This is a genomic window from Ruegeria sp. HKCCA5839 (assembly GCF_013035585.1).
Taxonomy (GTDB): domain Bacteria; phylum Pseudomonadota; class Alphaproteobacteria; order Rhodobacterales; family Rhodobacteraceae; genus Ruegeria.
Window position 1 is genome coordinate 449,047 of sequence record NZ_WQIE01000002.1, and the last position, 19,266, is coordinate 468,312.

17 protein-coding genes are annotated in these 19,266 nt (G+C 55.9%); 11 read left to right on the forward strand and 6 right to left on the reverse strand.

Annotated elements, in window-relative coordinates:
- Window positions 1–2: 2 nt before the first annotated feature.
- Complete coding sequence (locus GOV38_RS07755) at window positions 3–920, reverse strand: dihydrodipicolinate synthase family protein (protein ID WP_171131079.1); 918 nt, start codon at window positions 918–920, stop codon at window positions 3–5.
- Window positions 921–1,297: 377 nt separating this feature from the next.
- Between GOV38_RS07755 and GOV38_RS07760 the strand changes: the two genes are divergently transcribed.
- Window positions 1,298–2,248 carry a GlxA family transcriptional regulator gene (locus tag GOV38_RS07760; protein WP_171098047.1) on the forward strand — a complete coding sequence of 317 codons (951 nt, stop codon included), beginning with the start codon at window positions 1,298–1,300 and terminating at the stop codon, window positions 2,246–2,248.
- 19 nt (window positions 2,249–2,267) lie between these two features.
- Here the strand turns inward: GOV38_RS07760 and GOV38_RS07765 are convergent, their stop codons facing one another.
- The 3 genes from GOV38_RS07765 to GOV38_RS07775 all read right to left on the reverse strand — a co-directional run bounded on the left by GOV38_RS07765 (window position 2,268) and on the right by GOV38_RS07775 (window position 7,489).
- A complete protein-coding gene (locus tag GOV38_RS07765; RefSeq protein WP_254430517.1) occupies window positions 2,268–3,020 on the reverse strand; it encodes an outer membrane protein in 753 nt (250 codons plus the stop codon).
- 497 nt (window positions 3,021–3,517) lie between these two features.
- On the reverse strand, window positions 3,518–5,926 hold the full coding sequence (locus GOV38_RS07770) for a YbcC family protein (protein ID WP_171208723.1): 2,409 nt from the start codon (window positions 5,924–5,926) through the stop codon (window positions 3,518–3,520).
- Window positions 5,927–5,938: 12 nt separating this feature from the next.
- Window positions 5,939–7,489 (reverse strand): proton-conducting transporter membrane subunit, encoded by a 1,551-nt coding sequence (locus GOV38_RS07775; RefSeq protein ID WP_171208724.1) that lies wholly within the window; start codon window positions 7,487–7,489, stop codon window positions 5,939–5,941.
- A 112-nt stretch (window positions 7,490–7,601) separates the two neighbouring features.
- Here GOV38_RS07775 and GOV38_RS07780 point away from each other — a divergent pair, with 112 nt between their 5' ends.
- From GOV38_RS07780 to GOV38_RS07815, 8 genes are all read left to right on the forward strand, one after another.
- Window positions 7,602–8,492 (forward strand): LysR family transcriptional regulator, encoded by an 891-nt coding sequence (locus tag GOV38_RS07780; protein WP_171208725.1) that lies wholly within the window; start codon window positions 7,602–7,604, stop codon window positions 8,490–8,492.
- Between the two features lie 192 nt (window positions 8,493–8,684).
- The gene (locus tag GOV38_RS07785; RefSeq protein WP_171208726.1) at window positions 8,685–9,911 is read left to right on the forward strand and encodes an integrase arm-type DNA-binding domain-containing protein; all 1,227 of its coding nucleotides are present in this window, start codon (window positions 8,685–8,687) and stop codon (window positions 9,909–9,911) included.
- Window positions 9,911–10,567, forward strand: a complete 657-nt coding sequence (locus GOV38_RS07790) for a hypothetical protein (protein WP_171208727.1) — start codon at window positions 9,911–9,913, stop codon at window positions 10,565–10,567. The genes GOV38_RS07785 and GOV38_RS07790 overlap by 1 nt, the downstream gene beginning before the upstream one ends.
- Window positions 10,568–10,675: 108 nt before the next feature.
- A complete protein-coding gene (locus GOV38_RS07795; RefSeq protein ID WP_171208728.1) occupies window positions 10,676–10,900 on the forward strand; it encodes an AlpA family transcriptional regulator in 225 nt (74 codons plus the stop codon).
- Window positions 10,897–11,271 carry a hypothetical protein gene (locus GOV38_RS07800; RefSeq protein WP_171208384.1) on the forward strand — a complete coding sequence of 125 codons (375 nt, stop codon included), beginning with the start codon at window positions 10,897–10,899 and terminating at the stop codon, window positions 11,269–11,271. Before GOV38_RS07795 ends, GOV38_RS07800 begins: the two co-directional genes overlap by 4 nt.
- Window positions 11,268–13,628: a phage/plasmid primase, P4 family gene (locus tag GOV38_RS07805; protein ID WP_171208729.1), complete on the forward strand. Its 2,361-nt coding sequence runs from the start codon at window positions 11,268–11,270 to the stop codon at window positions 13,626–13,628. Before GOV38_RS07800 ends, GOV38_RS07805 begins: the two co-directional genes overlap by 4 nt.
- Window positions 13,629–13,758: 130 nt before the next feature.
- Window positions 13,759–14,295: a hypothetical protein gene (locus GOV38_RS07810; protein ID WP_171208730.1), complete on the forward strand. Its 537-nt coding sequence runs from the start codon at window positions 13,759–13,761 to the stop codon at window positions 14,293–14,295.
- The gene (locus GOV38_RS07815; protein WP_171208731.1) at window positions 14,285–14,554 is read left to right on the forward strand and encodes a hypothetical protein; all 270 of its coding nucleotides are present in this window, start codon (window positions 14,285–14,287) and stop codon (window positions 14,552–14,554) included. Before GOV38_RS07810 ends, GOV38_RS07815 begins: the two co-directional genes overlap by 11 nt.
- A 183-nt stretch (window positions 14,555–14,737) precedes the next feature.
- Here the strand turns inward: GOV38_RS07815 and GOV38_RS07820 are convergent, their stop codons facing one another.
- The gene (locus tag GOV38_RS07820) at window positions 14,738–15,487 is read right to left on the reverse strand and encodes a hypothetical protein (protein ID WP_171208732.1); all 750 of its coding nucleotides are present in this window, start codon (window positions 15,485–15,487) and stop codon (window positions 14,738–14,740) included.
- A 64-nt stretch (window positions 15,488–15,551) separates the two neighbouring features.
- Window positions 15,552–17,192 carry a sulfatase-like hydrolase/transferase gene (locus tag GOV38_RS07825; protein ID WP_171208733.1) on the reverse strand — a complete coding sequence of 547 codons (1,641 nt, stop codon included), beginning with the start codon at window positions 17,190–17,192 and terminating at the stop codon, window positions 15,552–15,554.
- Window positions 17,193–17,573: 381 nt separating this feature from the next.
- On the opposite strand from GOV38_RS07825, the gene GOV38_RS07830 reads away from it, so the two are divergent.
- Both GOV38_RS07830 and GOV38_RS07835 read left to right on the forward strand, forming a co-directional pair.
- Complete coding sequence (locus GOV38_RS07830; protein WP_171208734.1) at window positions 17,574–18,932, forward strand: tetratricopeptide repeat protein; 1,359 nt, start codon at window positions 17,574–17,576, stop codon at window positions 18,930–18,932.
- 80 nt (window positions 18,933–19,012) lie between these two features.
- Complete coding sequence (locus GOV38_RS07835) at window positions 19,013–19,195, forward strand: DUF333 domain-containing protein (RefSeq protein ID WP_174838674.1); 183 nt, start codon at window positions 19,013–19,015, stop codon at window positions 19,193–19,195.
- The last annotated feature ends 71 nt before the right edge of the window (window positions 19,196–19,266 follow it).

Here is a 19,266-nt window from a genome sequence, read left to right on the forward strand (position 1 = left end):
TCTTACCCTTCTGCCACGATATCGGCGATTTTGCGTTTCAACACGCGTGTGACCTGTTCCAAAGCCCGCTTGTCGTCCTTGTTCAGCCCCCGCAGCGGGGGCCGCATTCCGCCGGTATCGAACCCGTTCATAGTCACGCCATGTTTGATGGTTTGGATGAACTTTCCGCCCTGTTCCAGCACATGCATCAGAGGCATCATCGCGCTCATGATGCGGCGCCCTTTGGCAAAGTCGCCTTCGATAACGCAGGCCTGATACAGCGCCACATGCTCGGCCGGCAGAAAGTTTGACCCACCACAGACCCAGAACGGCGCGCCCCAGGCAAAGAACTCCAGCGCCTGATCATCCATACCGCATCCCAGTTGGATATGAGGATAGTCGCGGGCCAGCAGATGAACCCGGTTTATGTCGCCCGAGCTTTCCTTGATGCCGCAGAAATTCCGGCTGCGGCCGACGCGGTCCAGGAATTCCTCACCCATCATCGTTCCGGTGCGATGCGGGTAATTGTAAAGCATGACCGGCAGGTCAGCGGCTTTGTCAATCTCAAGCGCATTCAGCGCGTTTTCGCGATCGGTTGGCACCGAATAGGCCGGACTGGCCAGCAGGATTGCGTCGGCGCCGATCTCGCGCGCGCCTGCGGCAAGCGCCACTGAATCCGGCGTCATCATTGCGCCCGTGCCCACCACCAGAGGCAGACGGCCGCTTAGGCGCTCATGCGTGAAGCGAGCCAGTTCAAGCCGTTCGGCAACGGGTTGAGAATAGTTCTCGCCGGTTGACCCGCCCGAGATCAGCCCGTGCACACCATTTGCGATCAGGTATTCGATCACTTCGGACAGGGCTTCCCAATTGACGCTGCCATCGTCGTGATACGGGGTCACCAGAGGGGTGTAGATCCCTTCAAATTTGAACACGGGGGTCATTTATGTCCTCATACCGGATGGAATTGAGTTCGTCTGTCAGGATAATCTGCGCTTCGTCATGCAGCCTGCATCTGGTCTCCCATTTCCGGCTGTTCGGGGTTGCAATCACGTGCCGTGCGAACCCGCGCAATATCGCAGTGTCCCGGCGTTGCCTGATTGTGAGTGCATTGATTGCAAAAGGTTTCGCATAAAACGCACCCCTCGGTACAGAAACCGACACGTCGCAAGTCGCGAAGAGTCATGTCCGCAAGCAAAGAATCTGCAAGACAATAAGGCCTTAGAACAACTCATTAGGATGATGTTATTTTGGACTGGATTGATTTCGTATTCTCGAAATAGCGTAAGGATCGCATGTGATGTCAGAAAGAGGTGCGTCAATGTCCCGGACACAGCGATTTGTGTTCTTGCTGGTGGAAGAGTTTTCGCACCTCGCGTTTTCCTGCGCCGTCGAGCCGTTGCGCATCGCCAACCTGGTCAGTGGCCAAGACCTGTATGAATGGGCTTTTGTGTCCGAGAATGGAGAAACAGCAACCTGTTCGAACGGCACTGTGACGTTGGTGCAGGGTGGGTTGGATGCGATTGGAAAAAGCGATCGGCTGTTTGTGCTGTCGGGCATCAACATGCGCGATCATGTCAGCCGCCCGTTGCTTGCGGCCCTGCGTCGCGAGCGCGTCCGTGGGGCAAATATCGGGGCTTTGTGTTCGGGGGCCTGGCTGTTGGCCGAGGCCGGGTTTCTGGACGAAATGCAGGCTGCGATCCATTGGGAATATCACGACAGTTTCATGGAAGCCTTTCCCGAGGTGAATCTGGTGCGCAGTGTGTTTGTGGCCGACGAAAAGCACATCACCGCGTCGGGCGGCACGGCGACAGCTGATCTGATGTTGCATCTGATCGAACAGGATCATGGCGGGGACCTTGCGGTCGCTGTCGCCGACCAGATGGTCTATAACGCCGTGCGCAACGCCACAGCCGAACAACGCGTCTCGCTACAGTCGCGCAATGGGATGCGCAATGCGCATCTGGCCAAAGCGATTCAGACTATGCAGGCCCGGATCGAGAACCCAATTTCTCCGTCCGAGATTGCTGCAGATCTGGGTATTTCCACCCGTCAACTAGAGCGGTTGTTCGGGAAATACCTGAACGCGTCTCCCAAAAAGTACTTTATGGAAATGCGACTGGATCGCGCCCGCAACCTGCTTTTGCAATCCGAGGCCTCGGTCACTGATGTGGCCATCGCCTGCGGCTTTGAAAACCCGGGCCATTTTTCGCGCGTCTACCGCGCGAATTTCGGTATCACACCACAGATGCAGCGAAACAAGATCGATTGATCTTGGTCTGCGCCCGATTTCAGAACCGATATGTGACCCCCAACAGTGGCCCCGACTGCTCGAACGTAAAGTCGTTCCCACTGATTTCGTGATCGAACGAGATGTATCTATAACCACCGCGGATCAGCCAGCGTTCGTTTATCGCATAGTCCGCTGTCAGCAGAACCTGCCAAGTTTCACTGCCACTGCGAAAGCCGCCGTAGTCAAAGAACCCGGTGCCCGACCATTTATCAGAGAATTGTACGCGCGCGCGAGCGCCGACAATCGGGTCGGTCCAGCTGTCATCTGCGGTTGCTCTGCGTCCCGGGGCCGTCCCGGGCTGCAATTGGAACACGGTGTCCGTACTGAACCACCGGAACCCGCCGACCGCATCGATCTGAACACCGGGCGCGTCATAGGCGCGATAGCCGATATAGCCACTAAGGTATTGCGTGGTGAACGACGTGTCCAAACCCGATGTGGCCGGGCCGGGTGTGTCGTTGCTGAAAGACAAATCGGTATAGCTGTAATCTGCCAAAACCAACCAGCGCCCATTTGTGGCCGAGAATGCTCCCATAAAGGCAAAGTCCAAATTTTCCAGCGCGTCGGAAAAGCTCAGGCTGCCGTCCACCGTCCCCAGCCGGGTGTCCAGTGAAACGTCCGTCTCAGGCATGAAGAGGTAAACCGAAGCCTCGTAGCTCCAATCAGATTGCTGAGCCGAAACGGGCGCAGACGCCAATGTCGCCAATGAAAGCCCTAATGCGATCCCTGTTGGTTTTCTCAAACTGCGCATCACTTAGCTCCTGGTTTTCTGTTTTCGAAATGCGATCCCTATGCCGCAGCTACATACGAGACGTGAACATATAGCATTGCCAGGCAGGAGAGGTTCTTTCAGCGGTGCGAATATGTCGTCAGCTGCCTGACCGGGATCTTCAAACTTCGACCATATTGATAAATCAGAATATATAAAAGCCACTTCTGTTATTCGGCGACGGCTTTTCACGAGATATTAGGAAATTTTTCCCGATCGCGGACGAGACCGTTTGGGTCGTCCTGAAAGGAGAACATTCCGGTCGATTGTGCTCGTAGCTGTCCAAGATGGAAAACACCAATGCCCTTTAGTTCGGTTCGAACGATGCTGGTATTGTCCTGACTGTGCTTGAATTTGGCCCCAACCAGATTTGAACCCGGATCTACTAGCGGCGTGTGCGAAACAATCGAGACCAAAGATCAAACGAGGCGACGTTGTTACTCGTCGCCTCTTTTGTGATGGCAGGTACGGATCAATGGTTACTCGGCCGCGATTGCGCTTGGTGCGCTATCAGAGCCAGTGAAGCGCTCCCACTTCAGGTCTCCGGAATATCGCCAGGCAAGCTTACCTTCCTCATCCATAGCGATCAGGTGAAGCCAGCCATTGTCGAACAACTCGCGCACGCCAGAATGGCGCGCCAGGATGTCTGTCATGGCTTCACGCGGGGCTTCGATGATCACAGACAGGCGAAGGGGGTCATGCTGATAGCCGGTCCCGTCATGGACAGACTGCCACGGCAATCCGGGACGCGGCGCCCCGTTGTTACCCTCCAGTACGCCGATGCCACCAACCACGTTATGCAGCAATTTGTTGCCACCACCGAACAGATTGGGTGCCACGGTTGAGCCGAAGTATTGCAGGCTGATCCAACTGGCAACGACAACTGGCGCGGTCATGATCAGTTCTAGCACCTTGAATTCGTCGTCGCGATGCCAATCGTAATTGTGCAGGAACGCTTGACCGGAAAGATCAGCGCCATCGGTGCGCGTGCGCGGGGCGGCGACAAATGCGCGGCAACCAGCCAGGCCCCATTCGGGCCGCGTTTCGGCCCAGTCGCGCGCGCGGTGGAGCAGCGTCGCGGCCCCGTTTGCGCGCGGCAGACGTTTGGTGCGCTCGGCGCGTGCCAGATTTCCGGCAGCTTCCAGCCACGACTTAACCTGCGTCAATTCATGGGTCTTCTTTCTGCTTGGCAGGTCTTGTTCATAAAGCGTGATGTGATCAGTGGTCGTGTGGTGCAGGGCAGGCAGGAACACCGTGTCTGACGGAATGTCGATGCCATGATCGCGCAGCCCGTTTTGAACGTCGCGGTCGTTTAACAGCCCGGCCAGAAGGCGCGCGTTCACGTCTCCGGCGTATCCTCCGCAAGCCCCGCATTGCAGCGCACTTTCATGGGGGTTGTTGGTGACGTCTGCGCCATGACCGGCCAACAGGACGACGGGTGCGAATTCTTTGGTCAGAGACATCGCTGAAAGCACAGTTTTGGCCATGCCAACCCGGGTCTCAAGATCAATCGAAGGGTCCAGCGCGGGCGCAGGATCGGTCTTGGATGCCGCGTTCAGTCCAAGGGAGTCTCGCACCAGTTTACCTGCATAAAGAGGTCCGGAAGCTTCGACAAAGGCAAAGGATGACACGGCGGCCAGTTTGAACCGGCCCCAAGCCCGTTTGGCACGCGCCGTGTACCGGCGGCTGAGGTCGTCTGCTTTGTGCTCGGCGGCGCAAGAAGTCACACCAGCCTGCAGCAACACTGGGCCGCGCATTTCGGTCACGTCCGACCCGGCAGCCTTGTGGGCGCTGGCCAGACCAAAGAACCCAGCAAACCCGATGGTTTCAATCTTGGCATCCTGCGCTTCCAAGGCCCGCCGGAACACTTCAGACCGAACGTCGATGCAAAATGCGGCCTGAAGTTCGGGCCGCGCCTGGGCTTCACGCGGATTGCTACCAAGCAGCGTTTGCGCGAGCACACGCTGCTGCGCCCGCTCGGATGCGTCTTGCAGCACCGCGTCGATCACAAGATCCTTGGTTGGAGTGACCGGCGCTTTGTGCGCCTCGATCACTTCGTCCCAACGGGTGGAAATCTGATCTTTGTAGAGATCGAAGAGGGCCTCATCAAACACCATTCGAATGGCCAAAAGCTCGGTTACGGTGCTGTCCTGTTGACCGTCCAGATCTGCTTGCCACAGGAAATACCGACCATATTGCGCCCAGCCACCCAACGTCATGAGCCAACGGTGGAAGGCAGTTTTTGCCGCATGTGTGTCAACGCCCAGCCGTTCGGACGCCCGGCCCATTGCGCGCCAATGAGACCGGTTGGTGCCCGCGACAAAGGCGCAGAACCCGCTGAGCCCCTGGATTTCCGGCGTCAGATCGCGTGAGGCGAACTCGCGCCAGGAATGAAAGGTGCCGCCGGTTTTGGCTTGCTGCCAAAGCGCCTGACCTTGGTCGAAATGGCTGGCTGCCCATGCGCCGATGCGATCTTCGATCAAGCCCGGCCAGTCGATGCCGGATACATCCGCCGCCAGTTCAGCCACCGTCGGCAGAGCTTGTGGCTCCGGAGTTTCAACCTCTAACGCGTCTTTGATGTCCTGCAAGCTTGGCGCATTGAATCGCGTGGCCGCAGCTTCAAGCGCGTCGCTCAGATCAGTTTCGGTGATCGCGTTGGCCTTGACCTGTTCGGCCCAATGCCCGCGGTCCGGCATGATCCGTGTACCTGCGGTCCGCACAAGACGCGCGGCGGTTACGGCAAGCGGCTCGCCCGATTGGCCCAGAAACGGGTTCACGGCGACATTGGCAGACAAAGGGAATAGCGGCGGGATCGCTTTGGCGGCTTCATTGGCCTCGGACACAAGCTCCAGCAGCTCGGCGGGGTAGACTTCGAGTTTGGCAAACATGGAAAACTCCTCTCAGGCAACCGACCGCTTGGACCATCCGTCCAGCAGCTTGTCGAAGATTGCGTTGGCATAAAGTCCGTTGGTCAGGTGAACGCGCAGGCCCGCAGCTGCAGGATGCGAAGCCCATAGTGGGAAGGTAGATTGCACCACGCCTACGCAGCCAAAACTGACCAGAGCCAGCACGATCAGCGCCCATTCCAGCGGGCCGGGGCTTGGCGTTGCGGGCAGCGCTCCGGCTGTCAGGTGCTGTGCGATGACCTGCAGCACAAAATAGCTGACGGAAGTCACAAGGGCGTAGACCGCTGTCCGCTGCATCAGCTCACGCGGGGCCGCATCTGCAAATCCCTGCGCCAGCAGGTAAGCAACACCAAAGATCAGGATCACGCCTAGGGCAATGGCCTGAATTGACTTGCCGTCAAAACCGACGATCAGCCCGACGATGCCATAGATGAGGATCGCGACAATGAAAGCCTGCAGAACATTGCGCGCGCTGGGAATGGCAATCGGCCCTGGACGACGGATTGCGGCCACGTTGCGTACGGCTTCGCCAGAACTGAGGAACGCATGCGCCTTATAGAGCGAATGGGCCACGATATGCAGCAAGGCCAGCGGAAACAGCGCCAGACCACATTGCATGACCATGAATCCCATCTGAGCAATCGTTGACCAGGCGAGCGACGTTTTCACCGCCGGTTGGGTCAACATGACCAGGCCCCCGAACAACGCGGTGAACCCGCCCAGCATGACCAGCAGCGCCATCACGCCGGGGGCCAGCAGCATCACATCGGCAAAGCGGATCAACAAGAACCCGCCCGCATTGATGACGCCCGCATGCAGCAGGGCCGAGACGGGTGTTGGAGCCTCCATCACTTCGGTCAGCCATCCGTGCAATGGGAACTGCGCCGAGGCCAACACGGCTGCGACAGCGATCAACAACACGGCCAGCATGGTCATCCAATTGGCTTGGGCGGTCGTAATGATTGTCTCGATATTGCTGGTACCAGTGGCGCTGATCAGCAGGATGAATGCTGCCGCCAATGCGCCCTCGCTCAACCGCGCAACCACGGCTTTCTTGCGCGCCGCGCGTTGGGCGGTTGCACGTTCTGGATAAAACAGCAAAAGCCGGTTCAGCAGCAGGCTGGTGGCGACCCAGGCCGCGAACAGCTGAAACAGGTTGCCGGACATGACCAGAAGCAGAACCGCGGCCAGTGTTGCCGCCATCCAGCTTGTGAAAGCGCCCTGTTGCTCTTCCCCGTCCATGTAGGTCTTGGAATACCGCAGCACGATCCATCCGATAAAGCTGACCAGCACCAACATGATTGCGCTTACCGCGTCCAGACGCACAGAAAGCCCAAAGCCGAAGAACCCGATCAGGGCCGATGTGCCGGACCCGTTCATCACCAACAGAGCGGCCGCCAAAGCCGCCAACAAGAATGCCGCAAAGGCTGCGGCTTCGGTCAATACCGGCACCAGGCCGGGGCGTTTGCCGGGATGTTGTGCTGCGTAAATCGCGGCGGATATCAGCAGCAACGGGCTGAGCAACGGTAAAAAGAGGTAAGCCATGGACAGGTTCCTTGATTTCCAGTGGTCGGACGCCTTTCGCCTCATCTAGGGCAGATGTTCTGACAATAAAAATTCATTGTTCTTGAATTTATGTTCTATTATTGTGAACGATATGCCGCTGAACTATCACCACCTGCGATACTTCTGGGCCGTGGCGCATGACGGGAACCTGACCCGAACAGCGCAGCGGTTGAACCTGTCGCAATCCGCCCTTTCGGTGCAGATCAAGCAATTGGAAGAACGTCTTGGCCACGATCTGTTTGAACGGCGCGGGCGGCAGTTGCACCTGACCGAGGCCGGGCGGATCGCATTAGACCATGCGGATGCGATTTTCTCGACAGGGCAAGAGCTTGTCGCGACCCTCACCGGTTCGTTCCAGGATCGAAAAGCGCTGCGCGTCGGTGCCCTAGCGACGCTGTCGCGCAACTTTCAGATCGGTTTTCTCAGGCCGATCCTGTCGCGGATCGATGTCGAGGTGATCCTGCGATCCGGCAGTCCGACAGAGTTGCTGGAAGGGTTAGAGACCCTGAACCTTGATCTGGTTTTGATGAACCGCCCCCCGCCGGATGACAGCCTCACACCTTTCGAAACGCACCAGATTGGTGAGCAGGAAGTGAGCATTGTGGGCACACCCGAGCGTTTGAACCCTGACCGTGCGATTGCCGAATTGTTGGCAGAACAGCCTTTCATCTTGCCGACAACCGACAGCAGCGTCCGCACTGCTTTTGACGCCATGGCAAGCCGTCTATCCGTCCGACCGCAAATCGCGGCCGAGGTTGACGATATGGCGATGATGCGCTTGTTGGCGCGCGAAGATATCGGCCTCGCCCTTGTCGCACCCATCGTGGTTACGGACGAGTTGAATTCCGGCCGGTTGAAAGAAGCCTCAGATCATCCCCGCATCAAAGAAGCATTCTACGCCATAACCCTCCGCCGCCGCTTCCCGAACCCGTTGGTTCAGGATCTGCTAGAGCGCAATGCGCTTTCGACATTTTTGGGTTAGAAACACCCGAAGCTTTGCCCCAAGATGCAGCGCGACCTGACCCGGTACGTTAGGTTGGTGGCGGAGACGAAGTCTGCCGACTTGTGATCCAACTAATTCCGATAAACTTCAAATAACCTTTTATATATAGCTGTTTGGTTCTTGCGGGTTCCAGCACAATCCCTCATATTCCAGAAATTAATGGGGGACGATATGGCGGACGAAACCGGCACCATAAACGAGCAACGGCTGAAAAGCGGCAAGCATCCCGAGAAAGCTCTGTCTGCTGCGTTTGTTCGCACTGTATCTGAACCGGGGAAATATAACGATGGCCACGGTTTAATTCTCCGCGTTGACAAAAGCGGTGCAAAACGTTGGGTGCAACGTATCGTCATCAAAGGCAAGCGCACGGAGTTGGGACTAGGCCCGTTGGGGCTCGTACCTCTTGCTGAAGCCCGTGAGGTAGCACTCGAAAACCGCAAGATCGCCCGCTCGGGTGGCGATCCGTTGCGTGCGAAGCGAGAAGCTCAATCTGTGCTGACGTTCGAAGCAGCAACACGCAAGGTGCACGAAATACACGAACCATCATGGCGGAACAAAAAACACGCTGCACAGTTCCTCGCGACACTACAAACGTATGCGTTTCCGCGCATGGGACGCATCAGGGTTTCAGAGGTCAGCACGGCAGATGTTCTGGCAGTCTTGCAGCCAATCTGGTTGGAAAAACCCGAGACTGCGCGACGTGTGCGTCAACGCATCGGAACTGTATTGAAATGGGCGATCGCTCAAGGTTGGCGTCAAGACAACCCCGCGCAGAACATCGGATCCGCGCTGCCGCGCCAAGACAAGACGCAACAGCACCGCAAGTCGATCCACTACAACGAAGTTGCTGGTTTCCTCGAAGCGGTGAGGTCTTCGGGCGCATTACTGTCAACCAAGCTGGCTTTGGAACTTATTATTCTGACAGCGACTCGATCCGGCGAAGCGCGACTTGCGAAATGGGACGAGATCAATCTGGAAAATGCTATTTGGACGATCCCCGCAGATCGCATGAAAGCAAAGAAGGAACATCGGGTGCCCTTTTCGCCACGTGCTTTAGTTATTTTGGAACAGGCAAAGCAGCTTGATGACGGGTCCGGTCTGGTCTTCCCGGCGACAAAGGTGGGGCGGCCGTTATCAGACAACACGCTTTCCAAGCTGACACGAGAACTGGGCTATGATGCGCATGTTCACGGGTTCCGCACATCGTTCATGACATGGGCGCAAGAACGCACGAATTTCCCACGCGAGGTTTCCGAAGCGGCACTCGCGCATACCATCAGAGATAAAGCCGAAGCGGCATATGCCCGTTCTGACTTATTTGAGAAGCGGCGCAAGATGATGGAGAGCTGGGCAGCATTCTTGTCCGAAAGAGAAGCGAAAGTTGCGAGGATCGGTTGATGTTTTATGTGGACGGCTGGACACCGCTGCGTGAAGTGTCATTGACAGTGTCAAGGCGACGAGTTCGAGAGCATGGCGAACAACTCAAAATACATGGAGTTGGTGGAGCCGATAGGTCGCTACTTACTCGATCAGGAACTTGCGGAGAGGTTTGGGAGATTTGCGCTAACGCCAAAGAGGTTGGTGTATTGTTGTCGAATGGAGCAGTAGCGAAGGCTTCAAGAGATCTTGTTCGCGATGAGTCTGAAGACCAACCTGAAGAATGCAATCGTTACGTAGATTTATTTGATGGCACTGTTGGGTCTGGGTTGCATGTCGACGGTTGGGGTGTTCCTCTGGAAACCTGGGATGAAAATTACCTCCGCGTAAGATACGGGCCGTTTTTCGGATTGCCCGTGTTGCTGTCAGAAGAGTGCTTAACAGTAGCCAAGAATGGCGGAAATCAAGTTAGTTCTGCAAGTCTAGACCAATCCCCGAAGGCTATTTCCGACGCCGTTGTTCGACTATTTGATGCCGGCGAAAAGCACATGAGATTGGACTATAAAGAGATAGTTGCACCTGACGTATCCTTTCGCAGTTTTCAAACTGCTTGGGCCTTGGCCCGTGAAGAACGGCCTGAACTCAAAACACCGGGTCGCAAACCGCGGCGTCAATGATAATCCCAACACCGTATCGAAACGCTATCTAATTCGTGTCGTCTATTTCGACTACACCACATAGCTAATCTGTTCAGCATGTACCGAACTAGCACAAGGACATGCGACATGGCACAGAGCAGTATACAGACACACGAGCGCTTCCAGCGCCGTCCGATGGTGGAGGAGATGACAGGTCTTTCGCGGTCATCGATCTACGCCAAGATGGATCCGCGCAACCCGCATCATGACCCGGACTTTCCAAAGCCAGTTCGGCTTGGCAAGAGAGCGGTGGCGTGGCGCGAAAGCGAAATCCTCGCCTGGATGAACGGCCGCGAAAGCACTGCCGCATGAGACATCCATCCGAAAACCCGCTCCTCGAAGTCTCTCCGTTTGCAAGCGACGGTGGTCAACTCATTGGCCGCGATCCGCGAGACATACCGGCAGAAGATTTTTTTGACAGATTATTTCTCGTCGGGCTTCAGGCAATCCGAGCAAAGTGCCTGGATTGTGCTCTGGATCCAAAAGAGGTGCGCAAATGCGTGCAAACAAGCTGTCCGCTTTGGGATCTTCGCATGGGGTGCGTTCCTAAAGGCTTTAGAGAAGCCGCCATGAGGGCCAAAACGTTGGGCAATCCGTCCGCGGCTATAACCCTAGCCGAGCAGTTTGAGGCTGAACAAAATCCGTACGATGAGGCGGAAAATGATGCGGAGCGGGCGATATGACGGCCGTTATGCCTCTTTCTCAACAGCCCGAACCAGCTGGCAACCATGTGCTTGCCAGAAGGCTCGCCGGAGCAGGTCTGCCCGTGTTCCCCTGTCTGGAAGAAGATCGCGGCACAAAGAAAGCCAAAGCACCTTACACGTCACGCGGCTTCAAGGATGCCACGACCGACGTCGCCACCATTGATCAATGGTGGCAACTCCATCCGGGCGCGGTCGTCGGTTTGCCAACTGGGAAAATCTCAGGGCTGTCCGTCATAGATGGCGATATCGACAAGGAAACCGGAGAAGCCATTGGCGAAGATCAGATCGAGCAATTGTCATTGTCGCATCCGGGCGCGGTGAAAGTGCGCACTCAATCAGGTGGCGTGCAGTTCATTTTCAATCATGTTGATGGCGTGCCGACTTCCAGCAAGAAGGCTGCCAGTCATGTCGATACACGCGGCGATGGCGGATACATCATTGCACCCGGGTCAAACATGACCAGCGGAGCGGCATATACCTACGAGGGCCGAAACCTATCGGCCGCCCTTGAGGCCCAAGACTTGCCCGACTTCCCGATCGACGCTTATCGTGACGCTGTCTTGGCAAAGGCGGCCACAACACAGGGCCAAACTTCACCAGCGCCAAAATTCGCAGTCATCGATGGCGGCCATACTCAAGCGACGGATGCCGAAACATTGGAAGCGACGCGCGCGTTGCTTGCAGCCGCCCCGAACACCTTGGGTCGAGAAGATTGGGTAAAGCTGGCCGTATCGTTGCGTGTAGGTTTCGGCGACGCGTTACGCGATGACTTCGTCGGCTTTTCGATGAAATATGTCGATGGCGATTGCTCGGCCGGGGACGCCACTAGAGTTTGGAACTCGTCCAACAAGCCGCACAGCATCACCTCCATCGCACCCGCACTGGCCTTGCTGAAACAGGCTGTCGGTGACGCTGAAAACAAGGGAATCTGGCGTAGGATTCTTGGCAATCGGCCTTTGGAAAAATCCGGTGGTCAGACTTACCCGGATGCGACTAAATCCCTCGACCTGAGCCACGATACCCTCGCCATCGCGCTCGGGGAGAGCGGATGGAATGAGGATGCGCGCTACGTTGCAGCCTGGAACAAGTGGCTGTTCTGGACTGGCACGCACTGGGCCATCGATGATCGGCTGCAGCATATGACACTGACGCGGAAATTCTTGCGACAGCGTGCGGAAGAGCTAATCGAGCAAGCCGAGAGTAACGGTCAGCGCAAGCGGGCAGAAAAACAGGCCGACATCATTCGTGGAAAAACCACCGTTGCCGCCGTCGCGGATTTTGCCCGCTCAAACCCCGCAAGCGCAGCCAGCCCTGACAATTTCGACGAAGCCCGAATGCTGCTTGGCACCCCGGGCGGAACCGTCGACTTAAGCACAGGCGAAATGCGCGCGGCACGCCGGGACAACATGATCACCAAGCAAACCGCCGTGGCACCAGCTCCCGATGGTACAGAACCGTCGCTTTGGTTGCAGTTTCTGCGTGACGTTTTTGACGGCGACACGGAGGTAATTTCTTTCATACAGCGTGCGGCCGGTTATGCGCTGACGGGCATCACCAGCGAGCATAAGATGCTGTTTCTCTACGGCACCGGCCGGAACGGCAAACCTGTGTTTCTTAATACGCTCTTCGATCTCTTCGGCGACTATGCGCGTCGCGCCCCGGCGTCGATTTTCCTTAACTCTAGGTTTGAGCAGCACTCCACTGGTATCGCGGGACTACAAGGCGCGCGTCTCGTCGTCGGCTCTGAGCTGCCAAAGGGCAAAAGCTGGGATGAAGCAACGATCAAGGATCTGACCGGTGGCGATAAACTGACTGCACGCCTGATGAAGCAGGATTATCTCGACTTCGATCCGCAGCTGACGCTCTTCATCGCCGGAAACAACATGCCGTCTTTTGCTGGCATCGACGAAGCAATTCGAGCACGTGTCGTGCTGGTGCCGTTCACTGTGACGATCCCACCCGAGAAACGCGACAAGACGCTGCCGGATAAACTGCGCTCTGAAGCGCCAGCCATTCTGCGGTGGGCGATCGACGGAGCGCTACAATGGCAGCAGCGCGGGCTCGATGTGCCGGATTGCATCACCGCAGCGTCCAACGCATATTTCCACGACGAGGATATTCTCGGCCAGTTCCTCGAAGACGAGACCGACGTCGACACCGGCAGCTTCGTCACGAACAGCGCGTTGCATCAGCGCTTCGGGCAATGGTGTGAGCAGCAAGGCCTGCAGCCCTGGACACAGCGCACGCTGCAAAAAGAGATGAAGAGCCGGCAATTTGTGAGCACGCGGCGCAACACGGGTCGCGGGTTTCTACACCTCAAATTGAAATTCGGGTGACGAAAGTGACGGAAGTGACGCTTTTCCCTTTATGCGACGTACGCGCGAGATCTCACATGAATCTCAGATACGTCCTACATAGGCGGAAGCGTCACTTCCGTCACTTTCGTCAATTACTGGAGAGCAGACGATGAATGAGATCGAGAAAGACCGACCGCCAAAACACGACCTGTTCAGTTTCAGCCATGACGAAGACGGCGTTTTGCACGTTGCACAGCATGGCGAGGACGCAATGAAAAAGATCTTCGGCAGCGAGAGCCCTGCCGTTAACGAAGGCCTCTTCCTTCAGGGATACATGACCCTCAAGCCTACTGAAGTCGAAGACGGCACCACAGACATGCGGGGATTTATGCCCGCGATCGTCCGAGAAATCGCGCCGCGCGACGGTGTCGAACGCATGCTGGCGGTGCAAATGGCAACCACGCACGTCGCTTTGATCCGACAAGGTGGCCGCATGGCGAATGCCGAGCAACTCCCTCAGTTCGAGGCGCACGAACGGGCATACAACAAGCTTGCTCGAACCTACACGTCTCAGGTTGAGGCGCTCCGCAAATACCGAAATGGTGGAAAGCAGACGGTTACCGTACAGCACGTCAACGTAGAAGATGGCGGGCAGGCCATTGTCGGTAACGTTGAGACCCGGGGGAGGGGCGCATATGAAAAGTGACGCCAACCCCATGAGCAAGGCACATGCAGCGCCAAGATGCACGGCAAAGTCAAAACGAACTGGAGAGCGATGCAAAGGCCCCGCAGTAAAAGGGTGGACGGTGTGCCGGTTCCATGGTGCCCGCGGCGGCCACGGCCCCGGCAAGGCCAACCCGGCTTACAAACACGGGATGCGGACGCGAGAATGGGAAGAGATGCGCAAGGCGATCAACGATTTGGTGCGGATGGAAAAAGATATCGATGAACTGATTTCTGAGTGATCGCAGTCATTCAATGTCGGCTTCTTGTTCCAAACCCGTCATCTGACGAAATGACTCAGATGTCGCCTTCGAGCCCAAAGGCGACCACGATGATCGCTGGCAGAGCCATAAGGCTTGTCGCAAGTACCATGGCGTATTGAGATGCGGTACAGGGCGCGACCGCAGTTTTAAGGAAATTACGACCTAATAATTGAATCTGAGTCCAATTCCGGCGCCTTGGTCATAGGGGCGATCAGCACCAATTCCGATCAGCACGTCTGCATAGAGCGCCACTCCAGGGCTCAGGTTCTTTCCGAACTGGAATTCTGCGGTCGCGGGCCAGGCGTCATTCTCCCAATCATAGGGCGCTTTTATATCTGCTTTGATCCAATACCCTTCACCAAATGGCTGAAGTGCAATTAGGCGCATCGCGGTTTGGCTGACATCAGTTGGTCCATTGTAAGATGCAAAGTGCTGGACCAGAGGGATCAGAGTCAGCCCAGTATTAGTGTTTGCAAATGCGAACCCACCAAATGGGGCTATCTGATCCGACCCGGTGCCGATGCCTTCGTCGGGGTCACCAAAATCGAGGATCCACTCCAAACCAAGTGCGGACTTCACGCTCCAGGTGTCATCCAAGGGTTTCTGTGAGGGAAAGTAGATCAGCTTGAAGCTTGTCTTTTCGAACCCTTTGAACCTTTCGCCAGTAGCATTCGTTGAATTGAAGTGGAGCTCGTATTTTAGTTTCAGATCGGGGCGTAACATGTATGCACCATCGACAAAGGTATCCCGACGGTCTGCATCCCCTCCAAGATCAAAGTACTGATATCGAATGTCGGTGTTGTTAACCGCAGCCAATGGATTTGACGCGTTTTCGTCAGCTTCGGAAGCAGAGCCTACCACGAGCAATGCACAGATCAGTGGAACAAGACAATGTAAGTTGCGTGACATCATACACCTGAGAGAAGTTGGAGGGTCAGGTGAGACGGCGACAGGTTCTCGCCGCCGTCTACCTTCATCATTGCCAGCTGGAGAAGATTTCTCGGGTCAACTCGCTTTCGGGACGAAGGTTCTCAATACCTTCATACGGCACACCCTTGCCCAGCGGCAGATGCGGGTGCTTTGCAATGGTTTTCTGATGGCGCTTGACCATGTCTTGGAATGATGCACCGGACCACAATGAATATCCGACAAGCGGATGTGCTTCACGTGGGTCGCGATAGACATTGAAAACGGGGGCCGCAGCTCCGGGCTGACCGGGGGCTGGCAAATGCATTTTGAACTCTTGCTTCACGACTGAACGCAACACGGGCCCTTCATACACATAGACGTAGTCGCGACGCGAGTTACCTTCACCTTCAAGTAACAGCGCCGTCTGGTCAATGCCGTCGATCACGCGGTCGCGAGGGATGCGGTCAGTTGCGCCTGCGATCCGCGCGAACGTGGTGAACAGGTCAGATACATGTACGATGTCACCTGCCGCACTGCCTGGCTCAATTGCGCCGGGCCAGCGGATGAACGCGTCAGTTCGCACTCCGCCTTCAAGGTGCTGCGTCTTGCCGCCGCGATAAATCAACTGGTTCAGACCGGACGTTCCTTCGTAGTGATACATCAAGCCATTGTCAGCCATGATCATGACGACGGTGTTGTCTGCCTTGCCAGTTTCATCTAGCTTTGCCAGAACCTCGCCTATCCAGCCGTCCAAAACCTGCAACTTGTCGGCATGGAAGCCACCATTGCGGGAAACAGCCTGATCCGGATAAGCAAAATTCAGCGGATAAAGTGGCCAATATTGCATGAAGAATGGATCATTCTGCGAGGCGAGGCGGTCTAGCTGTTCCAGTGCCTGACGCTGATAGCGCAGGTTCATTTCTTCGTATTTGGCTTGTGTCCATTCTTCGCCCGGCGCCATGTCTACTTCGCGAGCAGGGCCACCTGCTTCCCCTTCAACGCCGGTTACTAAACCGTAGGGCTTAAATCGCTCATCCAACTGGAATTGGTTGGACTGTCCGGACGGATGGAAGCCAAGCATATTGTTGGCAACCATCGCGTCGCGTGTCATCAGGCTGAGTTGAACCTGCTGATGCAAGGGGAATGCCGCCCAGTCAAAACCCTGATTATGCGGATAGGCCTGCTCAATATCGCCCTGATGCCATTTCCCAACGTGCGCGGTGTTGTAACCTTGTTCCTTTAGAATTTCGGCAATCGTGACTTCCTGGGCCGCAAGACCTTCGCCAACCAACGCAACTTTGACCTCCTCCACACCGGCACGTACCGGATGGCGACCGGTCAACATTGCCGTTCGTGTCGGTGTGCAAGATGGCTCGGTGTACATTCTCATCAAAGACATACCTTGCGTGGCAAAGTCGTTGATGTTGGGCGTGTCGAAACCTGTGACGTAGTTCATTGTCCGGTTACCCATCTGACCGAAGCTCACATCGTCAATCAGAATGTAGAGAAAATTAGGCGGTTGCCCCCCATTCGCGTCACGGATCTCGGCAAGTCGAGCATCTATCTCCATATCCTGTACGTCCCATTGCTCCCCAAACTGTGCGCGGAGATACTCGAACTCACCATCGTGTATGATAGGCGTTTCCTGAGCAAAGCTCGCGCCAGCCATCAACACTATGGCCGCGACTTGTTTTGAGACTGATTTCATCGGTATCCCTTCCCCTTTTGAACTACGTCTTCCCGGCACGCCTCAGTGACCGGGCAATTTCGTCCCGAAGACCATCCAAAGTTTCGCGGATGTCGCAGGCAAACTGGTAAGACTGACTTCCAGGCTCAGCGCTCAAAGAGAGGTACTCGTCACTGAGAAGCTGATAGTCTCGGCAAATTTCATCGAAAACCGTGTCCACCCGCCTCAGGTCCGCTATCGCGGCCTCCTGATTGGGAAACAGATTATCAACTGCGTTACACTTCATTTGGACAGCTCATTCGATGGAGCAGCATGTTTCCAAAGCGAACAACGAATTCACTTTTCACAATAGGTTTATCGGGGCATAATACGGTGTAACGATGGATGTAACTCGCTGAAAAAATGGTATTATCCGACAGAACGCCCCCAGCGACAGATGATCAGGAAAAGCCCGACACCAAGGATGTGCGGGCAGCGCTTCAGCGGCTTGTAAACTCCTCGACCTTCGAAGGGTCACTGCGACTACAGGACTTTCTCGTGTATGTTGTTGAGGAAACTCTCAACGGAAGGGCAGATCAAATTCGCGCCAAGACAATTGCAATGGATGTCTATGGTGGCTCAGTGGACGAGATAGAGCGCCGCGAAAATGTCGTGCGGGTGGACGCTGGTCGCTTGCGCCGCAAGCTTGCCGAGTATTACGCCGCGGACGGGCTTGACGAAAAGACGGTGTTTGAGCTGCCAAAGGGTGGTTACGCACCTCGAATTTCAAAAAGCGGCTCCGAAACCGCTCAGCCCGAGTTCTCAAAGCTGGAAATCAGTGAGCGCGCATGGGCTCGGCCAGGTGTTGGGGTTGTGGGGATTATCATTCTAGGCTGTTTTGCGGTTGCCTATCGTGTGAACTCGACGAAGCAGGATGTGCCGGCTGATTTGTCGGTAGATGGGCTAAGCCGTGATGAGCGTGGCGCGATTTTTGATGCATCCCCAATGCGACTGCAGGCTGTCAATCTGGCAAATACTGGTCGCGATCTGATCTTTCCCGCCTTGGAACCTGCGCGCCTTGAAGCGGCGTTGACCATTTTCAAAGGCGCAATTGAAAACGACGACAGCTATTTCGGCGGCCATGCAGGTGCGGCCCAAGTAGCTGCAACTATTGCCGTGCTGACACCTGATGCCGACCTGGGCAAAGAAATGTTGAACTACGCCAACGTGCAGGCCAACAGGGCCATTGAGTTGGCCCCGGAAACGGGTTGGAGCCAGTCCGCAATTGCCTGGGTCAAGTTTGCCACGGGAAACTGGCCTGAGGCCATGGAATTTGCGCAAAGAGCGCAGCGTTTGGCACCGCACGACGTTCATGTTTTGGAGTTCGTGTCGCTTGTCCTGCTCTATTCCGGTTCATTTGAACAAGTTGTGGAAATTAGCGAGGAAGCACTCTCAACAATCGAGCTAGAGCGAGGCTATGTGTTTCAGAACGCGATGGGATCTGCAAAGTTCCATATGAAGGACTATGAAGGTGCCGTGTCGGCCTTTGAGAGAGCAACAGAAAAAGGCGGCCCTGTCGGACCTGTATCCGTTGCTTACCTCATGGCGTCACATCAGATGCTGGGGAATAAGGTGGAAGCTAAGACGCTATCGGAACAACTGTCACGCGAGTGGCCTGACAGTCGCGTGGATGCGCTGTTTGAGAGGCTTTTTGCAAATCCGCAATACGGGAAAGACCTTGGCAACGCTATGAGACAGGCCAATTGGAAACCACCAAGTTAAGACCATACTCTAGAAGTGCGCCAGCCAGGGATTCTATCATTTTCACTGGGACCGAATTATTCGCAATTCTACCATGTCCGTTGCTTTCGCATTCCTGTCAGTCTGACATCGTCGGGTCGCTGGCAAATCCAGCAGCCACTTACTGCATTGAGATTGGTGGTGCTTACGAAATCCGCAATGGCGATGACGGGCAAACAGGGATTTGCAAGCTTCCGGACGGCACCGAAATCGATGCGTGGTTCTTGTTTCGCGAGAGCAACTGAACGGCGGCTTTGTCCGCAACTCGGACCTAGAGCCTATTTTTCTGAACGTCCGGTCTCGCTGAAAGCAGACA

What these genes read in the sequence shown, in the direction of transcription:
- GOV38_RS07780 (WP_171208725.1), top strand. Translation starts at nt 7,602, where the DNA reads ATGCCGCTGAACTATCACCACCTGCGATACTTCTGGGCCGTGGCGCAT.
- GOV38_RS07790 (WP_171208727.1), top strand. Translation starts at nt 9,911, where the DNA reads ATGTTTTATGTGGACGGCTGGACACCGCTGCGTGAAGTGTCATTGACA.
- GOV38_RS07810 (WP_171208730.1), top strand. Translation starts at nt 13,759, where the DNA reads ATGAATGAGATCGAGAAAGACCGACCGCCAAAACACGACCTGTTCAGT.
- GOV38_RS07820 (WP_171208732.1), bottom strand. Translation starts at nt 15,487, where the DNA reads ATGATGTCACGCAACTTACATTGTCTTGTTCCACTGATCTGTGCATTG.
- GOV38_RS07800 (WP_171208384.1), top strand. Translation starts at nt 10,897, where the DNA reads ATGAGACATCCATCCGAAAACCCGCTCCTCGAAGTCTCTCCGTTTGCA.
- GOV38_RS07760 (WP_171098047.1), top strand. Translation starts at nt 1,298, where the DNA reads ATGTCCCGGACACAGCGATTTGTGTTCTTGCTGGTGGAAGAGTTTTCG.
- GOV38_RS07785 (WP_171208726.1), top strand. Translation starts at nt 8,685, where the DNA reads ATGGCGGACGAAACCGGCACCATAAACGAGCAACGGCTGAAAAGCGGC.
- GOV38_RS07775 (WP_171208724.1), bottom strand. Translation starts at nt 7,489, where the DNA reads ATGGCTTACCTCTTTTTACCGTTGCTCAGCCCGTTGCTGCTGATATCC.
- GOV38_RS07755 (WP_171131079.1), bottom strand. Translation starts at nt 920, where the DNA reads ATGACCCCCGTGTTCAAATTTGAAGGGATCTACACCCCTCTGGTGACC.
- GOV38_RS07825 (WP_171208733.1), bottom strand. Translation starts at nt 17,192, where the DNA reads ATGAAATCAGTCTCAAAACAAGTCGCGGCCATAGTGTTGATGGCTGGC.
- GOV38_RS07795 (WP_171208728.1), top strand. Translation starts at nt 10,676, where the DNA reads ATGGCACAGAGCAGTATACAGACACACGAGCGCTTCCAGCGCCGTCCG.
- GOV38_RS07805 (WP_171208729.1), top strand. Translation starts at nt 11,268, where the DNA reads ATGACGGCCGTTATGCCTCTTTCTCAACAGCCCGAACCAGCTGGCAAC.
- GOV38_RS07830 (WP_171208734.1), top strand. Translation starts at nt 17,574, where the DNA reads ATGGTATTATCCGACAGAACGCCCCCAGCGACAGATGATCAGGAAAAG.
- GOV38_RS07770 (WP_171208723.1), bottom strand. Translation starts at nt 5,926, where the DNA reads ATGTTTGCCAAACTCGAAGTCTACCCCGCCGAGCTGCTGGAGCTTGTG.
- GOV38_RS07765 (WP_254430517.1), bottom strand. Translation starts at nt 3,020, where the DNA reads ATGCGCAGTTTGAGAAAACCAACAGGGATCGCATTAGGGCTTTCATTG.
- GOV38_RS07815 (WP_171208731.1), top strand. Translation starts at nt 14,285, where the DNA reads ATGAAAAGTGACGCCAACCCCATGAGCAAGGCACATGCAGCGCCAAGA.